This window comes from Pseudomonas putida, from assembly GCF_003228315.1.
Taxonomy (GTDB): domain Bacteria; phylum Pseudomonadota; class Gammaproteobacteria; order Pseudomonadales; family Pseudomonadaceae; genus Aquipseudomonas; species Aquipseudomonas putida_S.
In genome coordinates, this window is sequence record NZ_CP029693.1 from 2553803 (window position 1) to 2568375 (window position 14573).

Consider the following 14573-nt stretch of genomic DNA (forward strand, 5'->3'; position numbering starts at 1 on the left):
TAAATCCAATGTAGGAGCGAGCCTGCTCGCGATGGCGTCAGCACAGACAACACTTATCTACAGGCGAAAAAAAGCCCGCAGTGTGAGCGGGCGAAAGACCAAAGAAGCTATATGCGCAGTCGCTTCCAGGGTGAGGCAGCTGCTTGGGGGATCAGCTGCCGCGATACGTGGAATAGCTGTACGGCGAAATCAGCAATGGCACATGGTAGTGATCCTGTTCTGCCGAAATGCCAAAGCGCAGCACCACCACATCCAGGAACGCCGGCTCCGGCAACTGGACACCACGGGCGCGGTAGTAATCGCCCGCATGGAACTGAACCTGATAAACCCCGGTGCGATAGTCATCGCCCTGCAACAGCGGTGAATCGACACGGCCATCGCTGTTGGTTGTCGCGCTGGCGACCAATTCCAGCTGCGAACCCTCAACGCGGTACAGCTCGACCTTGATCGAGCTGCCCGGGCAACCGTGTGCAGCGTCCAAAACGTGTGTAGTCAAACGTCCCATTGATTCTGCGCGCCTGCCTGCGTGGAAGCAGTCAGACCTCGCGCCTCCCGAAGTCAGTTGAAAAGGAGACCGCACCGTTTCGGAACACGAAAAGTTGCGGCGAGCGGTTGATTAAGACACTTTTCAAAAAAATTGTACACAATAAAAGCGACATTTTTGCGACCAACGGCTTCACCCCTCGATTTGCTGCGCAACCACTGCATTGCAGGACCTCACAACCACTGGCTGACCGACCGGGCAAATTTCTTGCAGGCTCAACCCTGTAGCACGTAAAGATGACCGTTAGCGAAAAATGCGAAAATTCAGGCTTACAAAGTGAATATAAAGTTGTATACAATCAGCCCATCGCTGTGACGCCAGCCTCACTCCACATTCGCCGGCGCATCACACAACCTGTCAACACGAATAAGAAGGAAGACTGCAGTGAGCGCTGACTACCCACGCGACCTGACCGGTTACGGCAGTAACCCTCCGCACCCACACTGGCCGGGCAACGCCCGGATCGCCCTGTCCTTCGTACTCAATTATGAAGAAGGCGGCGAGCGCAACATCCTCCACGGCGACAAGGAATCCGAAGCCTTCCTCTCGGAAATGGTCGCGGCGCAACCTCTGCAAGGCGCGCGCAACATGAGCATGGAATCCCTCTACGAGTATGGCAGCCGCGCCGGTGTCTGGCGGATTCTCAAGCTGTTCAAGGAATTCGACATCCCGCTGACTATCTTCGCCGTGGCCATGGCCGCCCAGCGTCACCCGGACGTGATCCGCGCCATGGTCGATGCCGGCCATGAGATCTGCAGCCACGGCTACCGCTGGATCGACTACCAGTACATGGACGAAAACCAGGAACGCGAGCACATGCTCGAAGCGATCCGCATCCTCACCGAAATCAGCGGTGAACGTCCGCTGGGCTGGTACACCGGTCGCACCGGCCCGAACACCCGTCACCTGGTGATGGAAGAAGGCGGATTCCTCTACGACAGCGACACCTACGACGATGACCTGCCCTACTGGGAACCGAACAACCCGACCGGCAAGCCGCACCTGGTGATCCCGTACACCCTGGACACCAACGACATGCGCTTCACCCAGGTCCAGGGTTTCAACAAGGGCGACGATTTCTTCGAATACCTCAAGGATGCGTTCGACGTGCTCTACGCCGAAGGCGCCGAAGCGCCGAAGATGCTGTCGATCGGCCTGCACTGCCGCCTGATCGGCCGTCCGGCGCGTCTGGCGTCGCTCAAGCGCTTTATCGAATACGCTAAAAGTCATGAACAGGTGTGGTTCAGCCGCCGCGTCGACATCGCGCGCCACTGGCACGAAACCCACCCGTACCAAGGGGCTGCGAAATGAGCGCCTTCCAGACATTGAAACCATCGACCCTGAGCCGCGACGCCTTCGTCAAAGCCTTCGCCGACATCTACGAACATTCGCCATGGGTGGCCGAAAAGGCCTTCGACCTGGGCCAGGACGCTTCGATCGACCAGATCGAAACCCTGCACCAGCGCATGAGCGACATCCTGTTGAGCGCCGATCACCAAAGCCAATTGGCCCTGATCAACGCTCACCCGGACCTGGCCGGCAAAGCAGCCGTCCAGGGCCAGTTGACCGAAGCCAGCACCAATGAACAGGCTGGCGCCGGTATTCACCAATGCACGGCCGAAGAGTTCCAGCGCTTCACCGAGCTGAACGACGCCTACAAGGCCAAGTTCAAGTTTCCCTTCATCATGGCGGTAAAAGGCAGCAACCGGCATCAGATCCTCGCAGCGTTCGAAACGCGCATCCACAACCCGGTTGACACCGAGTTCAAGTGCGCGCTGGCGGAGATCAACAAGATCGCCCTGTTCCGATTACTGACCCTATAGCGATCCTGGCCCGAGTTCCTTCATGAACGCCGAACGAACCCAGGGCCCCGAGAGCATCCCAAGCCACTTATTTAAAGGCAGACAAGAAGAATGAAAGCTTACGCCGTACCTTTCGAGAAGTTCGTCAACCTGGCCGACGCCCGCCTGGGCACCAAAATCATCTCGGTCACCGATGACTGGTTCGCAGACGCCAACCGTCTGTTCCAACCGACCCCGGCCGTGTGGAAGGAGGGCGTGTTCGATGACAACGGCAAGTGGATGGATGGCTGGGAGTCGCGCCGCAAGCGCTTCGAAGGCTATGACAGCGCAGTGATCCGCCTGGGCGTACCGGGTTCGATCAAGGGCGTGGACATCGACACTTCATTCTTCACCGGCAACTTCCCGCCATCGGCTTCCCTGGAAGCCTGCTTCCTGGCCGAAGGCGAGCCGAACGAAAACACCCAGTGGACTGAAGTGCTGTCGGCCGTCGAACTGCAAGGCAACAGCCACCACTACCACGAAATCAAAAACGAGCAGGCCTTCAGCCACCTGCGCTTCAACATCTACCCGGATGGCGGCGTGGCCCGTCTGCGCGTGTACGGCGTGCCGTTCCGCGACTGGTCTGCCGTGGGCGACAACGAACAGGTCGACCTGGCCGCAGCCCTGAACGGTGGTCGCGCCCTGGCCTGCTCCGACGAACACTTCGGTCGCATGAGCAACATCCTCAACCCGGGCCGTGGCATCAACATGGGCGATGGCTGGGAAACCGCGCGTCGCCGTACCCCAGGCAATGACTGGGTGATCGTCGCCCTGGGCCATGCCGGTGAAGTCGAGAAAGTCATCGTCGACACCCTGCACTTCAAGGGCAACTACCCGGACAGCTGCTCGATCCAGGGCGCCTTCGTGAAAGGCGGTACCGACAGCCAGATCGAAACCCAATCGCTGTTCTGGCGCGAACTGCTGCCAAGCCAGAAGCTGGAAATGCACGCCGAACACACCTTCGCCGAGCAGATCAAGGCGCTGGGCCCGATCACCCACATCCGCCTGAACGTGTTCCCGGATGGTGGTGTGAGCCGCCTGCGCGTTCTGGGCAAGGTCGCTAAATAAGGTTGACCGCAAACCTGTAGGAGCACAGCTTGCTGGCGATGGCGCCAGTGAGACCGCCATCGCCGGCAAGCCGTGCTCCTACAAAAGCAACACAACAACGAATTCGGATAAGAAGAACAGCATGCGCACACTGACGATTGAACCCTTGACCAAAGAAGCCTTCGCCCCTTTCGGTGACGTGATCGAAACCGACGGCAGCGATCACTTCATGATCAACAACGGTTCGACCATGCGCTTCCATAAACTGGCCACGGTCGAAACCGCCACGCCAGAGGACAACGCGATCATCAGCATCTTCCGCGCCGACGCGCAGGACATGCCGCTGACCGTGAGCATGCTGGAGCGCCATCCGCTGGGCAGCCAGGCTTTCATTCCGCTGCTCGGCAACCCCTTTCTGATCGTGGTCGCGCCACTTGGCGATGTACCTGTATCAGGCTTGGTCCGCGCCTTCGTCACCAACGGCAGGCAGGGCATCAATTACCATCGCGGCGTCTGGCACCACCCGGTGCTGACGATCGAAAAGCGGGATGACTTCCTGGTGGTTGATCGCAGTGGCACAGGCAATAACTGCGATGAGCATTTTTTCAAAGAGGATGAGCGTTTGATCCTCGCCCCCCACCAATAAGAGAAGGTCCGATCACGCGAAAACAAGCGTGACGGGCGAGAGGTAAAGACTGTGGAAGCACATCTGTTGGAATGGCTGAACCTGAGCGTGCGCTGGGTTCATATGATTACCGGTGTGGCCTGGATCGGCGCGTCGTTCTATTTCGTCTGGCTGGAAAACAACCTCAATCGGGTCAACCCGAAAAGCGGTCTGGCCGGTGATTTGTGGGCGATCCACGGCGGCGGCATCTACCACCTGGAAAAATACAAACTGGCCCCACCGACCATGCCGGACAACCTGCACTGGTTCAAATGGGAAGCCTACTTCACCTGGATGTCGGGTATCGCGCTGCTGTGCGTGGTGTTCTACTCCAACCCGACGCTCTACCTGCTGGCTCCGGGCAGCACCCTGAGCGGCCCTGAAGGCGTGGCCATCGGTCTGGGCTCGCTGCTCATCGGCTGGTTCGTCTACTCCTTCCTCTGCGACTCGGCCCTGGGCAAACACCCTGCCCTGCTCGGCGCCATCCTGTTCGTATTGATCATCGGCGCGGCCTACGGCTTCAGCAAAGTGTTCAGCGGTCGTGGTGCGTACCTGCACGTCGGCGCGCTGATCGGTACCATCATGGTCGGCAACGTGTTCCGCATCATCATGCCGGCACAGCGTGCACTGGTCGCGGCCATCGCCGAGAACCGCACGCCGGACCCGGCACTGCCAGCCAAAGGCCTGCTGCGTTCGCGTCACAACAACTACTTCACCCTGCCAGTGCTGTTCATCATGATCAGCAACCACTTCCCGAGCACCTACGGCAGCCAGTACAACTGGCTGATCCTGGCCGGGATCGCGATCCTGGCGGTACTGGTACGTCACTACTTCAACACCCGTCACGACAGCCACAGGTTTGCCTGGACCCTGCCGGTGGCAGCGGTGGGCATGATCTGCCTGGCCTATGTGTCTGGTCCGAAGCCGATGTCCAGCGCTCCGGAAGTGGCCAAGGCCCCTGCCGCGATCGAATACCAGCCCCTGCCGGAAACAGCATTGGGCGGTGGTCTGAAACCGGCTGAGGCAAAACCTGCAGAAGCTCCGGCCGCTGCACCGGCGCAAGCGTCCAACGCAGGTCCTGGCTTCAACAAGGTGCACAGCGTGATCCAGGAGCGGTGCGCCGTCTGCCACTCCGCCAAACCGACCAGCCCGCTGTTCAGCGCGGCCCCGGCCGGCGTGATGTTCGACACCCCTGAGCAGATCCGCCAGAACGCTGCACGGATCCAGGCTCAAGCCGTCGCCACCCAGATCATGCCGCTAGGCAACATCACCCAGATGACCCAGCAGGAACGCGATCTGATCGGCGCCTGGATCGTTCAGGGTGCACCGACCAATTAACCGTTAAAAGCATCGCTGGCAAGCCAGCTCCCACAGGGATCACCTAAATCCTGTGGGAGCTGGCTTGCCAGCGATTGGCCGCGCCGCGGTCGCCCTGATGCAAATAATCACAAGAATAAAAAAGATCCGAGGTGTTGCATGTCCGAGCTATCCCAAGCACGCATCCCCGACGCACCCGCCATTCAGCGTTTACCCCTCTTTCAACTGATCCTGGTTGGCCTGCAACACGTTCTGCTGATGTACGGCGGAGCCATCGCGGTGCCGCTGATCATCGGCCAGGCCGCCGGCCTGAGTCGTGAAGAAATCGCCTTCCTGATCAACGCCGACCTGCTGGTCGCCGGCATCGCCACCATCGTGCAATCCCTCGGTATCGGTCCCATGGGCATCCGCATGCCGGTGATGATGGGCGCCAGTTTCGCCGCCGTTGGCAGCATGGTGGCGATGGCGGGGATGCCCGGTGTCGGCCTGCAAGGGATCTTCGGCGCGACCATCGCCGCTGGGTTCTTCGGCATGTTGATCGCGCCGTTCATGTCCAAAGTCGTACGCTTCTTCCCGCCACTGGTGACCGGCACCGTGATCACCTCGATCGGCTTGTCGCTGTTCCCCGTGGCCGTGAACTGGGCCGGCGGCGGCGCCCAGGCGGCGCAATTCGGATCGCCTATCTACCTGACCATCGCCGCGCTGGTGCTGGGCACCATCCTGTTGGTGCATCGCTTCATGCGCGGTTTCTGGGTCAACATTTCCGTGTTGATCGGCATGTGCCTGGGTTACGTACTCTGCGGCCTGATCGGCATGGTCGACCTCAGCGGCATGAGCAACGCGCCCTGGCTGCAATTCGTCACCCCGCTGCACTTCGGCATGCCGAAGTTCGAGTTGGCGCCGATTCTGTCGATGTGCCTGGTTGTGGTGATCATTTTCGTCGAGTCCACCGGGATGTTCCTCGCGCTGGGCAAGATCACCGGCCAGGACGTCTGCCCGCGCATGCTGCGCCGCGGCTTGCTGTGCGATGCCGGCGCCTCGTTCTTCGCCGGTTTCTTCAACACCTTCACCCATTCCTCCTTCGCCCAGAACATCGGCCTGGTGCAGATGACCGGCGTGCGCTGCCGCTCGGTGACCATCGTCGCCGGTGGCTTGCTGATCGTCCTGAGCCTGCTGCCCAAGGCCGCGTTCCTGGTGGCCTCGATTCCCCCGGCAGTGCTCGGCGGTGCGGCGATTGCGATGTTCGGCATGGTCGCCGCCACCGGCATCAAGATCCTTCAGGAAACCGATATCGGTGACCGTCGCAACCAGTTGCTGGTGGCGGTGAGCATCGGCATGGGCCTGATCCCGGTGGTACGACCGGAGTTTTTCGCCCACCTGCCCCTGTGGATGAGCCCGATCACCCACAGCGGCATCGCCATGGCCACCCTCAGCGCCCTGTCGCTGAACCTGCTGTTCAACATCCTCGGCGGAGCCGAACGCGCCGCGGCCAACGACTGCCACGCCCACTGACAGACAAGGACACCACCCCCTGTAGGAGCGAGCCTGCTCGCGATGGACCCGAGAACACCTCGGGTATTCAGACAACACGCGTAATCGTTGACGACCATCGCGAGCAGGCTCGCTCCTACAGGGGACGGGGTTGCCTGCGCCTTGAACAATAAAAACAAGAGGGAGCAACAGATGATTCGGACACAGACAAGCATGTTGTTGGCCGCTGGCCTTCTGGCCGCCAGCCAGGCCATGGCCGGGGATTTACTACTGTGGCAGACCAACAGCCTGAGTTACCTGTACGGCAAGGATTTCGCGGTCAACCCGTCGATCCAGCAAACGGTGACCTTCGAACACGCCGACCGCTGGAAGTACGGCGACAACTTCATGTTCATCGACAGCACCTACTACAACGGCAAGGGTGATCGGAACAAAGGCGTGCACGCCTATTACGGCGAGTTCAGCCCCCGCCTGTCGTTCGGCAAGATCTTCGACAAGAAACTGGAGCTGGGCCCGATCAAGGACGTGTTGCTCGCCATGACCTACGAGAACGGTGAAGACGACACCGAGGCCTATCTGATCGGCCCCGGTTTCGACCTCAAGGTGCCGGGGTTCAACTTCGTCACCCTGAACATCTACCAGCGCTATACCGAAGGCTCGCGCCCCGGCGATGGTGTGTGGCAGATCACGCCGGCCTGGTCCTACACCCTGCCCCTGGGCAATTCGAGCCTGTTGATCGACGGCTACATCGACTGGGTCACGGACAACGACCAGAACTCCCACGGCACCTACCACGCCAACCTGCACTTCAATCCGCAGGTCAAATATGACCTGGGCAAGGCCATGGGCTGGCGTGAGAAGCAGGTGTATGCCGGCATCGAGTACAGCTACTGGAAGGACAAGTACGGCATCGAAAACACCAGCAATTTCGACACCAACGAAAACACCACCAGCCTGCTGGTGAAGGTGCATTTCTAAGATGAACCGCAACCGTGCCCCAAGCCTGTCGTCGGTGCGCGGTTGCGCAGCACTTGAGACCTGGCCCGGGAGTCAGTATTCTCCGCGGCCGCCTGAATCCGCTTTAAAAAAAAGCCCGGATTTAATTCCTGACCAGCAAGCCAACTTATCCCGGCTCTGGACGGTACCAAGGCATCCCCAAAACCCTCTCAATCGACTGCCCACATGCAGCCGAACGGGAGTTTTTTTGTTTTCGAAAAGCCTTGGCGCAGCGCTCGCTGACAGCACTCAAGCTGACCGAATGGAACATTTATTACAGCTACAGAAAAAGGCGCCACACCAGAGCGTCGACCTTAAAAAATCGTGAATCACTAACTTTTGGGAGCAACCGAATGAAACGCACGTGCACTAGCCTGATGCTGGCCGGATCATTGCTGGCAGGGGGCCAGGCCATGGCAGGCGATTTGCTGCAATGGCAGAACAACAGCCTGACCTACCTCTATGGCAAGGACTTCCAGGTCAATCCGCGCATTCAGCAGACCGTGACCTTCGAACACGCCGACGGCTGGAAATACGGCGACAACTTCTTCTTCGTCGACAAGATCTTCTACAACGGCAAGGAAGACGCCTTCGCTGGCAATAACACTTACTACGGCGAATTCAGCCCGCGCCTGTCGTTTGGCAAGATCTTCGATCAGAAGCTGGAATTCGGCCCGATCAAGGACGTGCTGCTGGCCATGACCTACGAGTTCGGCGAGAACGACACCGAGTCCTACCTGATCGGTCCTGGCTTCGACCTGGCCATCCCGGGCTTCGACTACTTCCAGCTGAACTTCTACAACCGTCACACCGAAGGCGCCCGTCCGGGTGACAACATCTGGCAAGTCACCCCGGTCTGGTCCTACACCATCCCGGTGGGCGACTCGAACGTGCTGATCGACGGTTTCATGGACTGGGTGGTCGACAACGACGTGAACAGCAAGGGCGAATACCACGCCAACCTGCACTTCAACCCGCAGATCAAGTACGACCTGGGCAAGGCGCTGAACCTGGGCGAGAAGCAACTGTACGTGGGTGTCGAGTACGACTACTGGAAGAACAAGTACGGTATCGAAGACAGCTCGGGCTTCAAGACCGATCAGAGCGTGACCAGCTTCCTGGTCAAGGTGCACTTCTGATTCGGCGGCGTCTGTAAAGACGCCATCGCGGGCAAGCCTTGCTCCTGCAGGTTTTGTGTCGTTCGCCGCTCACATGAATGACACAAAACCTGTAGGAGCAAAGCTTGCTCGCGATAGCCGCACCGCCGATCTCAAGCCAGAGTCACCGGCTCCGGCAACCCCAGAAACCGGCTCAACTCCTCCCTCTTGGCCAACGCATCCCGCCGCCCCAGCTCAATCAACTCGCTGCAATACCCCGCCTCGAACAGCAAATAGCTCAGCACCCCAGCCCCACTCGTCTTGGTCGCCCCCGGCCCGCGCAGGAACAGGCGAAGCGCAGCCGGCAATTCATGACGATGGCGTGCGGCAATCTCGTCGATCGGCTGGCTCGGTGCAATCACCAGCACCTCCACCGGCGCCACACCCAGCGTGCGGATCGGCGTGCCAGCCGGCATGAGGTGGCTGAACTGATTCAGACGCTGCAACAGCTCGATATCGCTTTCCAGGCTGTCAATGAACGTGCTGTTGAGCATGTGCGCACCGATCTGCGCCAGGGTCGGTTGCTGCCCGGACCAGGCCCTTTGTAGCGGTTGCTCCGGATCGATGCCTCGCGGGTTGCCACTGACACCCACCACCAGCACGCGACTGGCCCCCAGGTGCAGCGCCGGGCTGATCGGTGCCGACTGGCGTACCGCGCCGTCGCCGAAATACTCTTCGCCGATTTTCACCGGGGCAAACAACAACGGAATCGCCGAACTGGCGAGCAGGTGCTCGACCGACAGTTGCGCAGGTACGCCAATGCGCCGATGGCGCAACCAGTCGTGGATGGTGCGGGTGCCTTGATAGAAGGTCACTGCCTGACCGGACTCGTAACCAAACGCGGTGACCGCCACCGCATGCAACTGCTGGTGAGCGATGGCCTCGGCGATGCCGTTCATGTGCAACTTGTCGTTGAGCAAGTCACGCAGGGGCGAGCTGTTGAGCAACGCCACCGGGACCTGGGCGCCAAGGCCCAGCAGGCTGTGACCGACGAAGCGACTGGCCTGGCGGATCACCCCGGGCCAATCACTTCGCAGCACCAGATGACTGCGAAAACCCTGCCAGAAGGCGGTGAGGCGCTCGATGGCGGCGCGAAAATCCATGGCGCCACTGGCCAGGCTGACCGCATTGATCGCCCCGGCGGAGGTGCCGACGATCACCGGAAACGGGTTGTCGGCGCCCATCGGCAACAGCTCGGCAATCGCCGCCAGCACCCCCACCTGATAGGCCGCCCGGGCCCCGCCGCCGGAAAGAATCAAACCTGTAACCGGTTCAGCGGGACTCATGCACAGCTCTCCATGGTGCTTGATGGGATTTTCCGTTCCCTGTAGGAGCGAGCCCGCTCGCGATGGTCGTGAAAACACCGTGGGGTATCAGGTGCCCCGCGTTATCGTTGCCCACCATCGCGAGCAGGCTCGCTCCTACAGGGATCGGTTGTTCAACCGCGTTTGGCGTACAGCTTGGGCTCGCCCGGTGGACGGCTCTTGAAGCGGCGATGGGCCCACAGGTATTGCTCCGGGCAGTCGCGCAGCACGCCTTCGATCCACTGATTGATGCGCAGGCAGTCTTCTTCTTCGGTTTCACCGGGGAAGCCTTCGAGCGGCGCATGAATCACCAGGCGATAACCACTGCCATCCGCCAGGCGTTCCTGGGTGAACGGCACCACCAGCGCCTTGCCCAGGCGCGCAAACTTGCTGGTGGCGGTGACGGTGGCCGCCTGAATGCCGAACAGCGGCACGAAAATGCTTTGCTTGGCGCCGTAGTCCTGGTCCGGTGCGTACCAGATCGCCCGGCCCGAGCGCAGCAGCTTGAGCATGCCGCGCACGTCCTCGCGCTCCACCGCCAGCGAATCGAGGTTGTGCCGCTCGCGACCGCGACGCTGGACGTAGTCGAACAATGGATTCTTGTGCTCGCGGTACATGCCGTCGATGGTGTGCTGCTGGCCCAGCAGGGCCGCGCCGATTTCCAGGGTGGTGAAGTGCACCGCCATCAGGATCACGCCCTTGCCTTCACGCTGGGCTTTCTGCAAATGCTCCAGCCCTTCGACGTGGGCCAGTTTGGCCAGGCGCTCCCGGGACCACCACCAGCTCATGGCCATTTCAAAGAAAGCGATGCCGGTGGAGGCGAAGTTTTCCTTGAGCAGACGCTTGCGCTCGGCGGCGGACTTTTCAGGGAAACACAGTTCCAGGTTGCGCCTGGCGATGCGCCGTCGGTCGCCGGCCGCCCGATACATCAAGGCACCCAGGGCGCGGCCGATCCACAGCAATGCCGGGTAAGGCAACTGGACAATCAGCCACAACAGCCCAAGGCCCAGCCACAGCGGCCAGAAACGTGGAGATAGAAAGGTTGCGCGAAACTGCGGGCGATCCATTAAAGCTTCCATAAAGACAATGGCCGCGCATTCTACATCGTTCGACCCGGCTTGCGGCCTGCGGGCGTTCTCGTTATAAGTCTGGGCACTTTTAGTGACAAGTCGTTGTATGCCGACCATGAGCCAAACCGAACCGCAAGACCAGGACCCCGTGTTCCAGCTGAAGGGCAGCATGCTGGCCATTACCGTGCTGGAACTGGCCCGTAACGATCTCGAAGGCCTCGACCGGCAATTGGCCGCCAAGGTCGCCCAGGCGCCTGGTTTTTTCAGCAATGCACCGCTGGTCCTGGCCCTGGACAAACTGCCGGCCAGCGAAGGCGTGATCGACTTGCCAGGCCTGATGCGCATCTGCCGCCAGCACGGTTTGCGCACCCTGGCCATCCGCGCCAGCCGCATCGAAGACATCGCCGCCGCCATTGCCGTCGACCTGCCCGTATTACCGCCCTCCGGTGCCCGTGAGCGCCCGCTGGAGTTGAACGAGCCCGTTGTCGCGAAAAAACCGGAAAAGCCGGCGGAACCGACGATCAAACCGACGAAAATCATCACCTCGCCCGTACGCGGCGGCCAGCAAATCTATGCCCAGGGCAGCGACCTGGTGGTGGTCTCCTCGGTCAGCCCGGGGGCGGAACTTCTCGCCGATGGCAACATCCATGTATACGGCCCCATGCGTGGTCGTGTGCTGGCCGGGGTCAAGGGCGACACGAAAGCCAGGATTTTCTGTCAGCAAATGAGCGCTGAACTGGTCTCCATCGCCGGTCATTACAAGGTCTCCGAAGACCTGCGTCGCGACCCTTTATGGGGTTCTGGCGTACAGGTCAGCCTGTCGGGCGATGTGTTGAACATCATTCGGCTTTAACGGATACTGCCGCATTTTCCAAACATCTCTAAAACGTAGCGAAAACGGCTCAAACGAAGTAGGAAACAGGCCAAAAGCAGTGTTTATCCTCGATAAATACCGTCCAGAACCGAATTCCAGCCAAGGCTGTCCGACTGCAGTAGTTTTCAAGAGATGTTTTTCAGGGGCTAAAAGTCCTTTTTCATTAGGGGTGAAACACCTTGGCCAAGATTCTCGTGGTTACATCCGGCAAGGGTGGTGTGGGTAAGACCACCACCAGCGCCGCCATCGGTACCGGCCTCGCTCTGCGCGGCCACAAGACAGTAATCGTCGACTTCGACGTCGGTTTGCGTAACCTCGACCTGATCATGGGTTGCGAGCGCCGTGTGGTGTACGACTTCGTCAACGTCGTCAACGGCGAAGCCAACCTGCAACAGGCCCTGATCAAAGACAAGCGCCTGGAAAACCTCTACGTGCTGGCCGCCAGCCAGACCCGCGACAAAGACGCGCTGACTGTCGAAGGCGTGGAAAAAGTCCTGATGCAACTCAAGGAAGACTTCGAGTTCGTGGTCTGCGACTCCCCGGCGGGCATCGAAAAAGGCGCTCACCTGGCCATGTACTTCGCCGATGAAGCGATCGTCGTGACCAACCCGGAAGTGTCCTCGGTCCGTGACTCCGACCGCATGCTCGGCCTGCTGGCCAGCAAGTCCCGTCGTGCCGAACGCGGCGAAGATCCGATCAAGGAACACCTGCTGATTACCCGTTACCACCCGGAGCGTGTGAGCAAAGGCGAAATGCTCGGCGTAGAAGACGTCAAGGAAATCCTCTCGGTGACCCTGCTCGGCGTGATCCCCGAATCCCAGGCGGTGCTCAAGGCATCCAACCAGGGCGTTCCGGTGATCCTCGACGACCAGAGCGATGCCGGCCAGGCCTACAGCGACACCGTAGACCGCCTGCTGGGCAAGACCGTCGACCATCGATTCCTCGATGTACAGAAGAAGGGATTCTTCGAGCGCCTGTTTGGAGGCAACTAAGCAATGAACCTTTTTGACTTCTTTCGTGCCAACAAAAAGCAAAGCACCGCGTCGGTAGCGAAAGAGCGTCTACAGATCATCGTGGCGCACGAACGCGGCCAACGCAGCACCCCGGACTACCTGCCAGCCTTGCAGAAGGAACTGGTCGAAGTGATCCGCAAGTACGTCAACATCGGCACCGATGACGTGCATGTCGCACTGGAAAGCCAGGGCAGTTGCTCGATTCTGGAACTCAATATCACCCTGCCAGATCGCTGAGTCGATCCGGCGGGAGCCACGGCGGTTCAGGCCCCCGCTCTGTGGGAGCAAAGCTTGCTCGCGATTCAGGCGCCTCGGTGAATCAGATACACCGAGGTGATGCTATCGCGAGCAAGCTTTGCTCCCACAGAGTGCAGACAGCCTGAACCGCCGTTGGCGTTTGTTACGAGGCTGTTTTAATGCCGTTGTCCAACGTCCACATCCTTTATCAGGACGCCGCCATTCTGGTGGTGAACAAACCAACCCTGTTGCTTTCCGTCCCCGGCCGGGCCGACGACAACAAGGACTGCCTGATTACCCGCCTGCAGGAAAACGGCTACCCGGACGCGCTCATCGTCCATCGGCTGGACTGGGAAACCTCCGGCATCATCCTGCTGGCCCGGGATGCCGATACGCACCGTGAGCTGTCCCGACAATTCCACGACCGCGAAACCGAAAAAGCCTACACCGCGCTGTGCTGGGGCCAGCCCGAGCTGGACAGCGGCAGCATCGACTTGCCCTTGCGCTACGACCCGCCAACCAAGCCGCGGCATGTGGTCGACCATGAGTTCGGCAAAAACGCGCTGACCTTCTGGCGGGTACTGGAGCGTTGCGGCGACTGGTGCCGCGTGGAGCTCACACCAATCACCGGTCGTTCGCACCAATTGCGCGTGCACATGCTGTCCATCGGTCATCCGCTGCTGGGAGACGGGCTCTATGCCCACGAACAGGCCCTGGCCGCCTGGCCGCGCCTGTGCCTGCACGCCAGCATGCTCAGCTTCACCCATCCCCAGACCGGCGAACGCCTGCGCTTCGAGTGCCCCGCTCCGTTCTAAATGCAGATTCTTTGTAGGAGCAAGGCTTGCCCGCGATGGCGGTGTGTCTTTCACCAATGATGCAGGCTGACACGTCGCTATCGCGGGCAAGCCTTGCTCCTACAGGGTTCTTCTACAGGTTCAAAATCGCGGACATCCCCCCGCACTCCACCGCCAAATCCCCGACCAATACGTTAAACTGGCGCCATTGCTGTCTGGAGCTA

The 14573-nt window shown here is 60.2% G+C and carries 15 protein-coding genes; 12 read left to right on the plus strand and 3 right to left on the minus strand.

All coding sequences use genetic code 11. The features are described from left to right. Window positions 1–151: 151 nt before the first annotated feature. Window positions 152–505 (minus strand): hydroxyisourate hydrolase, encoded by a 354-nt coding sequence (gene uraH / locus DKY63_RS11680; protein ID WP_110964238.1) that lies wholly within the window; start codon window positions 503–505, stop codon window positions 152–154. 423 nt (window positions 506–928) lie between these two features. Here uraH and puuE point away from each other — a divergent pair, with 423 nt between their 5' ends. From puuE to DKY63_RS11720, 8 genes are all read left to right on the plus strand, one after another. Beyond that, window positions 929–1855 (plus strand): allantoinase PuuE, encoded by a 927-nt coding sequence (gene puuE, locus DKY63_RS11685; RefSeq protein ID WP_110964239.1) that lies wholly within the window; start codon window positions 929–931, stop codon window positions 1853–1855. After that, complete coding sequence (uraD, locus tag DKY63_RS11690; RefSeq protein WP_110964240.1) at window positions 1852–2367, plus strand: 2-oxo-4-hydroxy-4-carboxy-5-ureidoimidazoline decarboxylase; 516 nt, start codon at window positions 1852–1854, stop codon at window positions 2365–2367. The genes puuE and uraD overlap by 4 nt, the downstream gene beginning before the upstream one ends. A gap of 90 nt (window positions 2368–2457) precedes the next feature. After that, entirely contained in the window at window positions 2458–3453 is a 996-nt protein-coding gene (gene alc / locus DKY63_RS11695; protein WP_110964241.1) for an allantoicase, read from the plus strand. 121 nt (window positions 3454–3574) lie between these two features. After that, entirely contained in the window at window positions 3575–4078 is a 504-nt protein-coding gene (locus DKY63_RS11700) for an ureidoglycolate lyase (RefSeq protein WP_027613342.1), read from the plus strand. 51 nt (window positions 4079–4129) lie between these two features. Next, window positions 4130–5434 carry a urate hydroxylase PuuD gene (locus DKY63_RS11705; protein WP_110964242.1) on the plus strand — a complete coding sequence of 435 codons (1305 nt, stop codon included), beginning with the start codon at window positions 4130–4132 and terminating at the stop codon, window positions 5432–5434. Window positions 5435–5572: 138 nt separating this feature from the next. Next, complete coding sequence (locus DKY63_RS11710) at window positions 5573–6925, plus strand: nucleobase:cation symporter-2 family protein (protein WP_110964243.1); 1353 nt, start codon at window positions 5573–5575, stop codon at window positions 6923–6925. A 171-nt stretch (window positions 6926–7096) separates the two neighbouring features. Further along, the gene (locus DKY63_RS11715) at window positions 7097–7882 is read left to right on the plus strand and encodes a hypothetical protein (RefSeq protein WP_110964244.1); all 786 of its coding nucleotides are present in this window, start codon (window positions 7097–7099) and stop codon (window positions 7880–7882) included. A 371-nt stretch (window positions 7883–8253) separates the two neighbouring features. Beyond that, window positions 8254–9039 carry an outer membrane protein OmpK gene (locus tag DKY63_RS11720; RefSeq protein ID WP_110964245.1) on the plus strand — a complete coding sequence of 262 codons (786 nt, stop codon included), beginning with the start codon at window positions 8254–8256 and terminating at the stop codon, window positions 9037–9039. A gap of 131 nt (window positions 9040–9170) precedes the next feature. On the opposite strand, the gene DKY63_RS11725 is transcribed toward DKY63_RS11720, so the two are convergent. Together DKY63_RS11725 and DKY63_RS11730 are read right to left on the minus strand one after the other, a co-directional pair. Continuing rightward, the gene (locus DKY63_RS11725) at window positions 9171–10343 is read right to left on the minus strand and encodes a patatin-like phospholipase family protein (protein WP_110964246.1); all 1173 of its coding nucleotides are present in this window, start codon (window positions 10341–10343) and stop codon (window positions 9171–9173) included. Between the two features lie 152 nt (window positions 10344–10495). Then, on the minus strand, window positions 10496–11428 hold the full coding sequence (locus tag DKY63_RS11730; RefSeq protein WP_110964247.1) for a lipid A biosynthesis lauroyl acyltransferase: 933 nt from the start codon (window positions 11426–11428) through the stop codon (window positions 10496–10498). Between the two features lie 118 nt (window positions 11429–11546). Between DKY63_RS11730 and minC the strand changes: the two genes are divergently transcribed. The 4 genes from minC (at window position 11547) to DKY63_RS11750 (ending at window position 14370) form a co-directional block, all read left to right on the plus strand. Further along, complete coding sequence (gene minC / locus DKY63_RS11735; RefSeq protein ID WP_110967907.1) at window positions 11547–12284, plus strand: septum site-determining protein MinC; 738 nt, start codon at window positions 11547–11549, stop codon at window positions 12282–12284. Between the two features lie 200 nt (window positions 12285–12484). Then, complete coding sequence (gene minD, locus DKY63_RS11740) at window positions 12485–13297, plus strand: septum site-determining protein MinD (RefSeq protein ID WP_007974946.1); 813 nt, start codon at window positions 12485–12487, stop codon at window positions 13295–13297. Between the two features lie 3 nt (window positions 13298–13300). Next, complete coding sequence (gene minE / locus DKY63_RS11745; protein ID WP_110964248.1) at window positions 13301–13555, plus strand: cell division topological specificity factor MinE; 255 nt, start codon at window positions 13301–13303, stop codon at window positions 13553–13555. Between the two features lie 179 nt (window positions 13556–13734). Then, window positions 13735–14370 carry an RluA family pseudouridine synthase gene (locus DKY63_RS11750; protein WP_110964249.1) on the plus strand — a complete coding sequence of 212 codons (636 nt, stop codon included), beginning with the start codon at window positions 13735–13737 and terminating at the stop codon, window positions 14368–14370. Window positions 14371–14573: the final 203 nt, after the last annotated feature.

Bases quoted from the DNA above. Each gene is read 5' to 3' on its own strand.
- uraH (WP_110964238.1), bottom strand. From the start codon at position 505: ATGGGACGTTTGACTACACACGTTTTGGACGCTGCACACGGTTGCCCG.
- uraD (WP_110964240.1), top strand. From the start codon at position 1,852: ATGAGCGCCTTCCAGACATTGAAACCATCGACCCTGAGCCGCGACGCC.
- alc (WP_110964241.1), top strand. From the start codon at position 2,458: ATGAAAGCTTACGCCGTACCTTTCGAGAAGTTCGTCAACCTGGCCGAC.
- DKY63_RS11700 (WP_027613342.1), top strand. From the start codon at position 3,575: ATGCGCACACTGACGATTGAACCCTTGACCAAAGAAGCCTTCGCCCCT.
- DKY63_RS11710 (WP_110964243.1), top strand. From the start codon at position 5,573: ATGTCCGAGCTATCCCAAGCACGCATCCCCGACGCACCCGCCATTCAG.
- DKY63_RS11715 (WP_110964244.1), top strand. From the start codon at position 7,097: ATGATTCGGACACAGACAAGCATGTTGTTGGCCGCTGGCCTTCTGGCC.
- DKY63_RS11720 (WP_110964245.1), top strand. From the start codon at position 8,254: ATGAAACGCACGTGCACTAGCCTGATGCTGGCCGGATCATTGCTGGCA.
- DKY63_RS11725 (WP_110964246.1), bottom strand. From the start codon at position 10,343: ATGAGTCCCGCTGAACCGGTTACAGGTTTGATTCTTTCCGGCGGCGGG.
- DKY63_RS11730 (WP_110964247.1), bottom strand. From the start codon at position 11,428: ATGGATCGCCCGCAGTTTCGCGCAACCTTTCTATCTCCACGTTTCTGG.
- minC (WP_110967907.1), top strand. From the start codon at position 11,547: ATGAGCCAAACCGAACCGCAAGACCAGGACCCCGTGTTCCAGCTGAAG.
- minE (WP_110964248.1), top strand. From the start codon at position 13,301: ATGAACCTTTTTGACTTCTTTCGTGCCAACAAAAAGCAAAGCACCGCG.
- DKY63_RS11750 (WP_110964249.1), top strand. From the start codon at position 13,735: ATGCCGTTGTCCAACGTCCACATCCTTTATCAGGACGCCGCCATTCTG.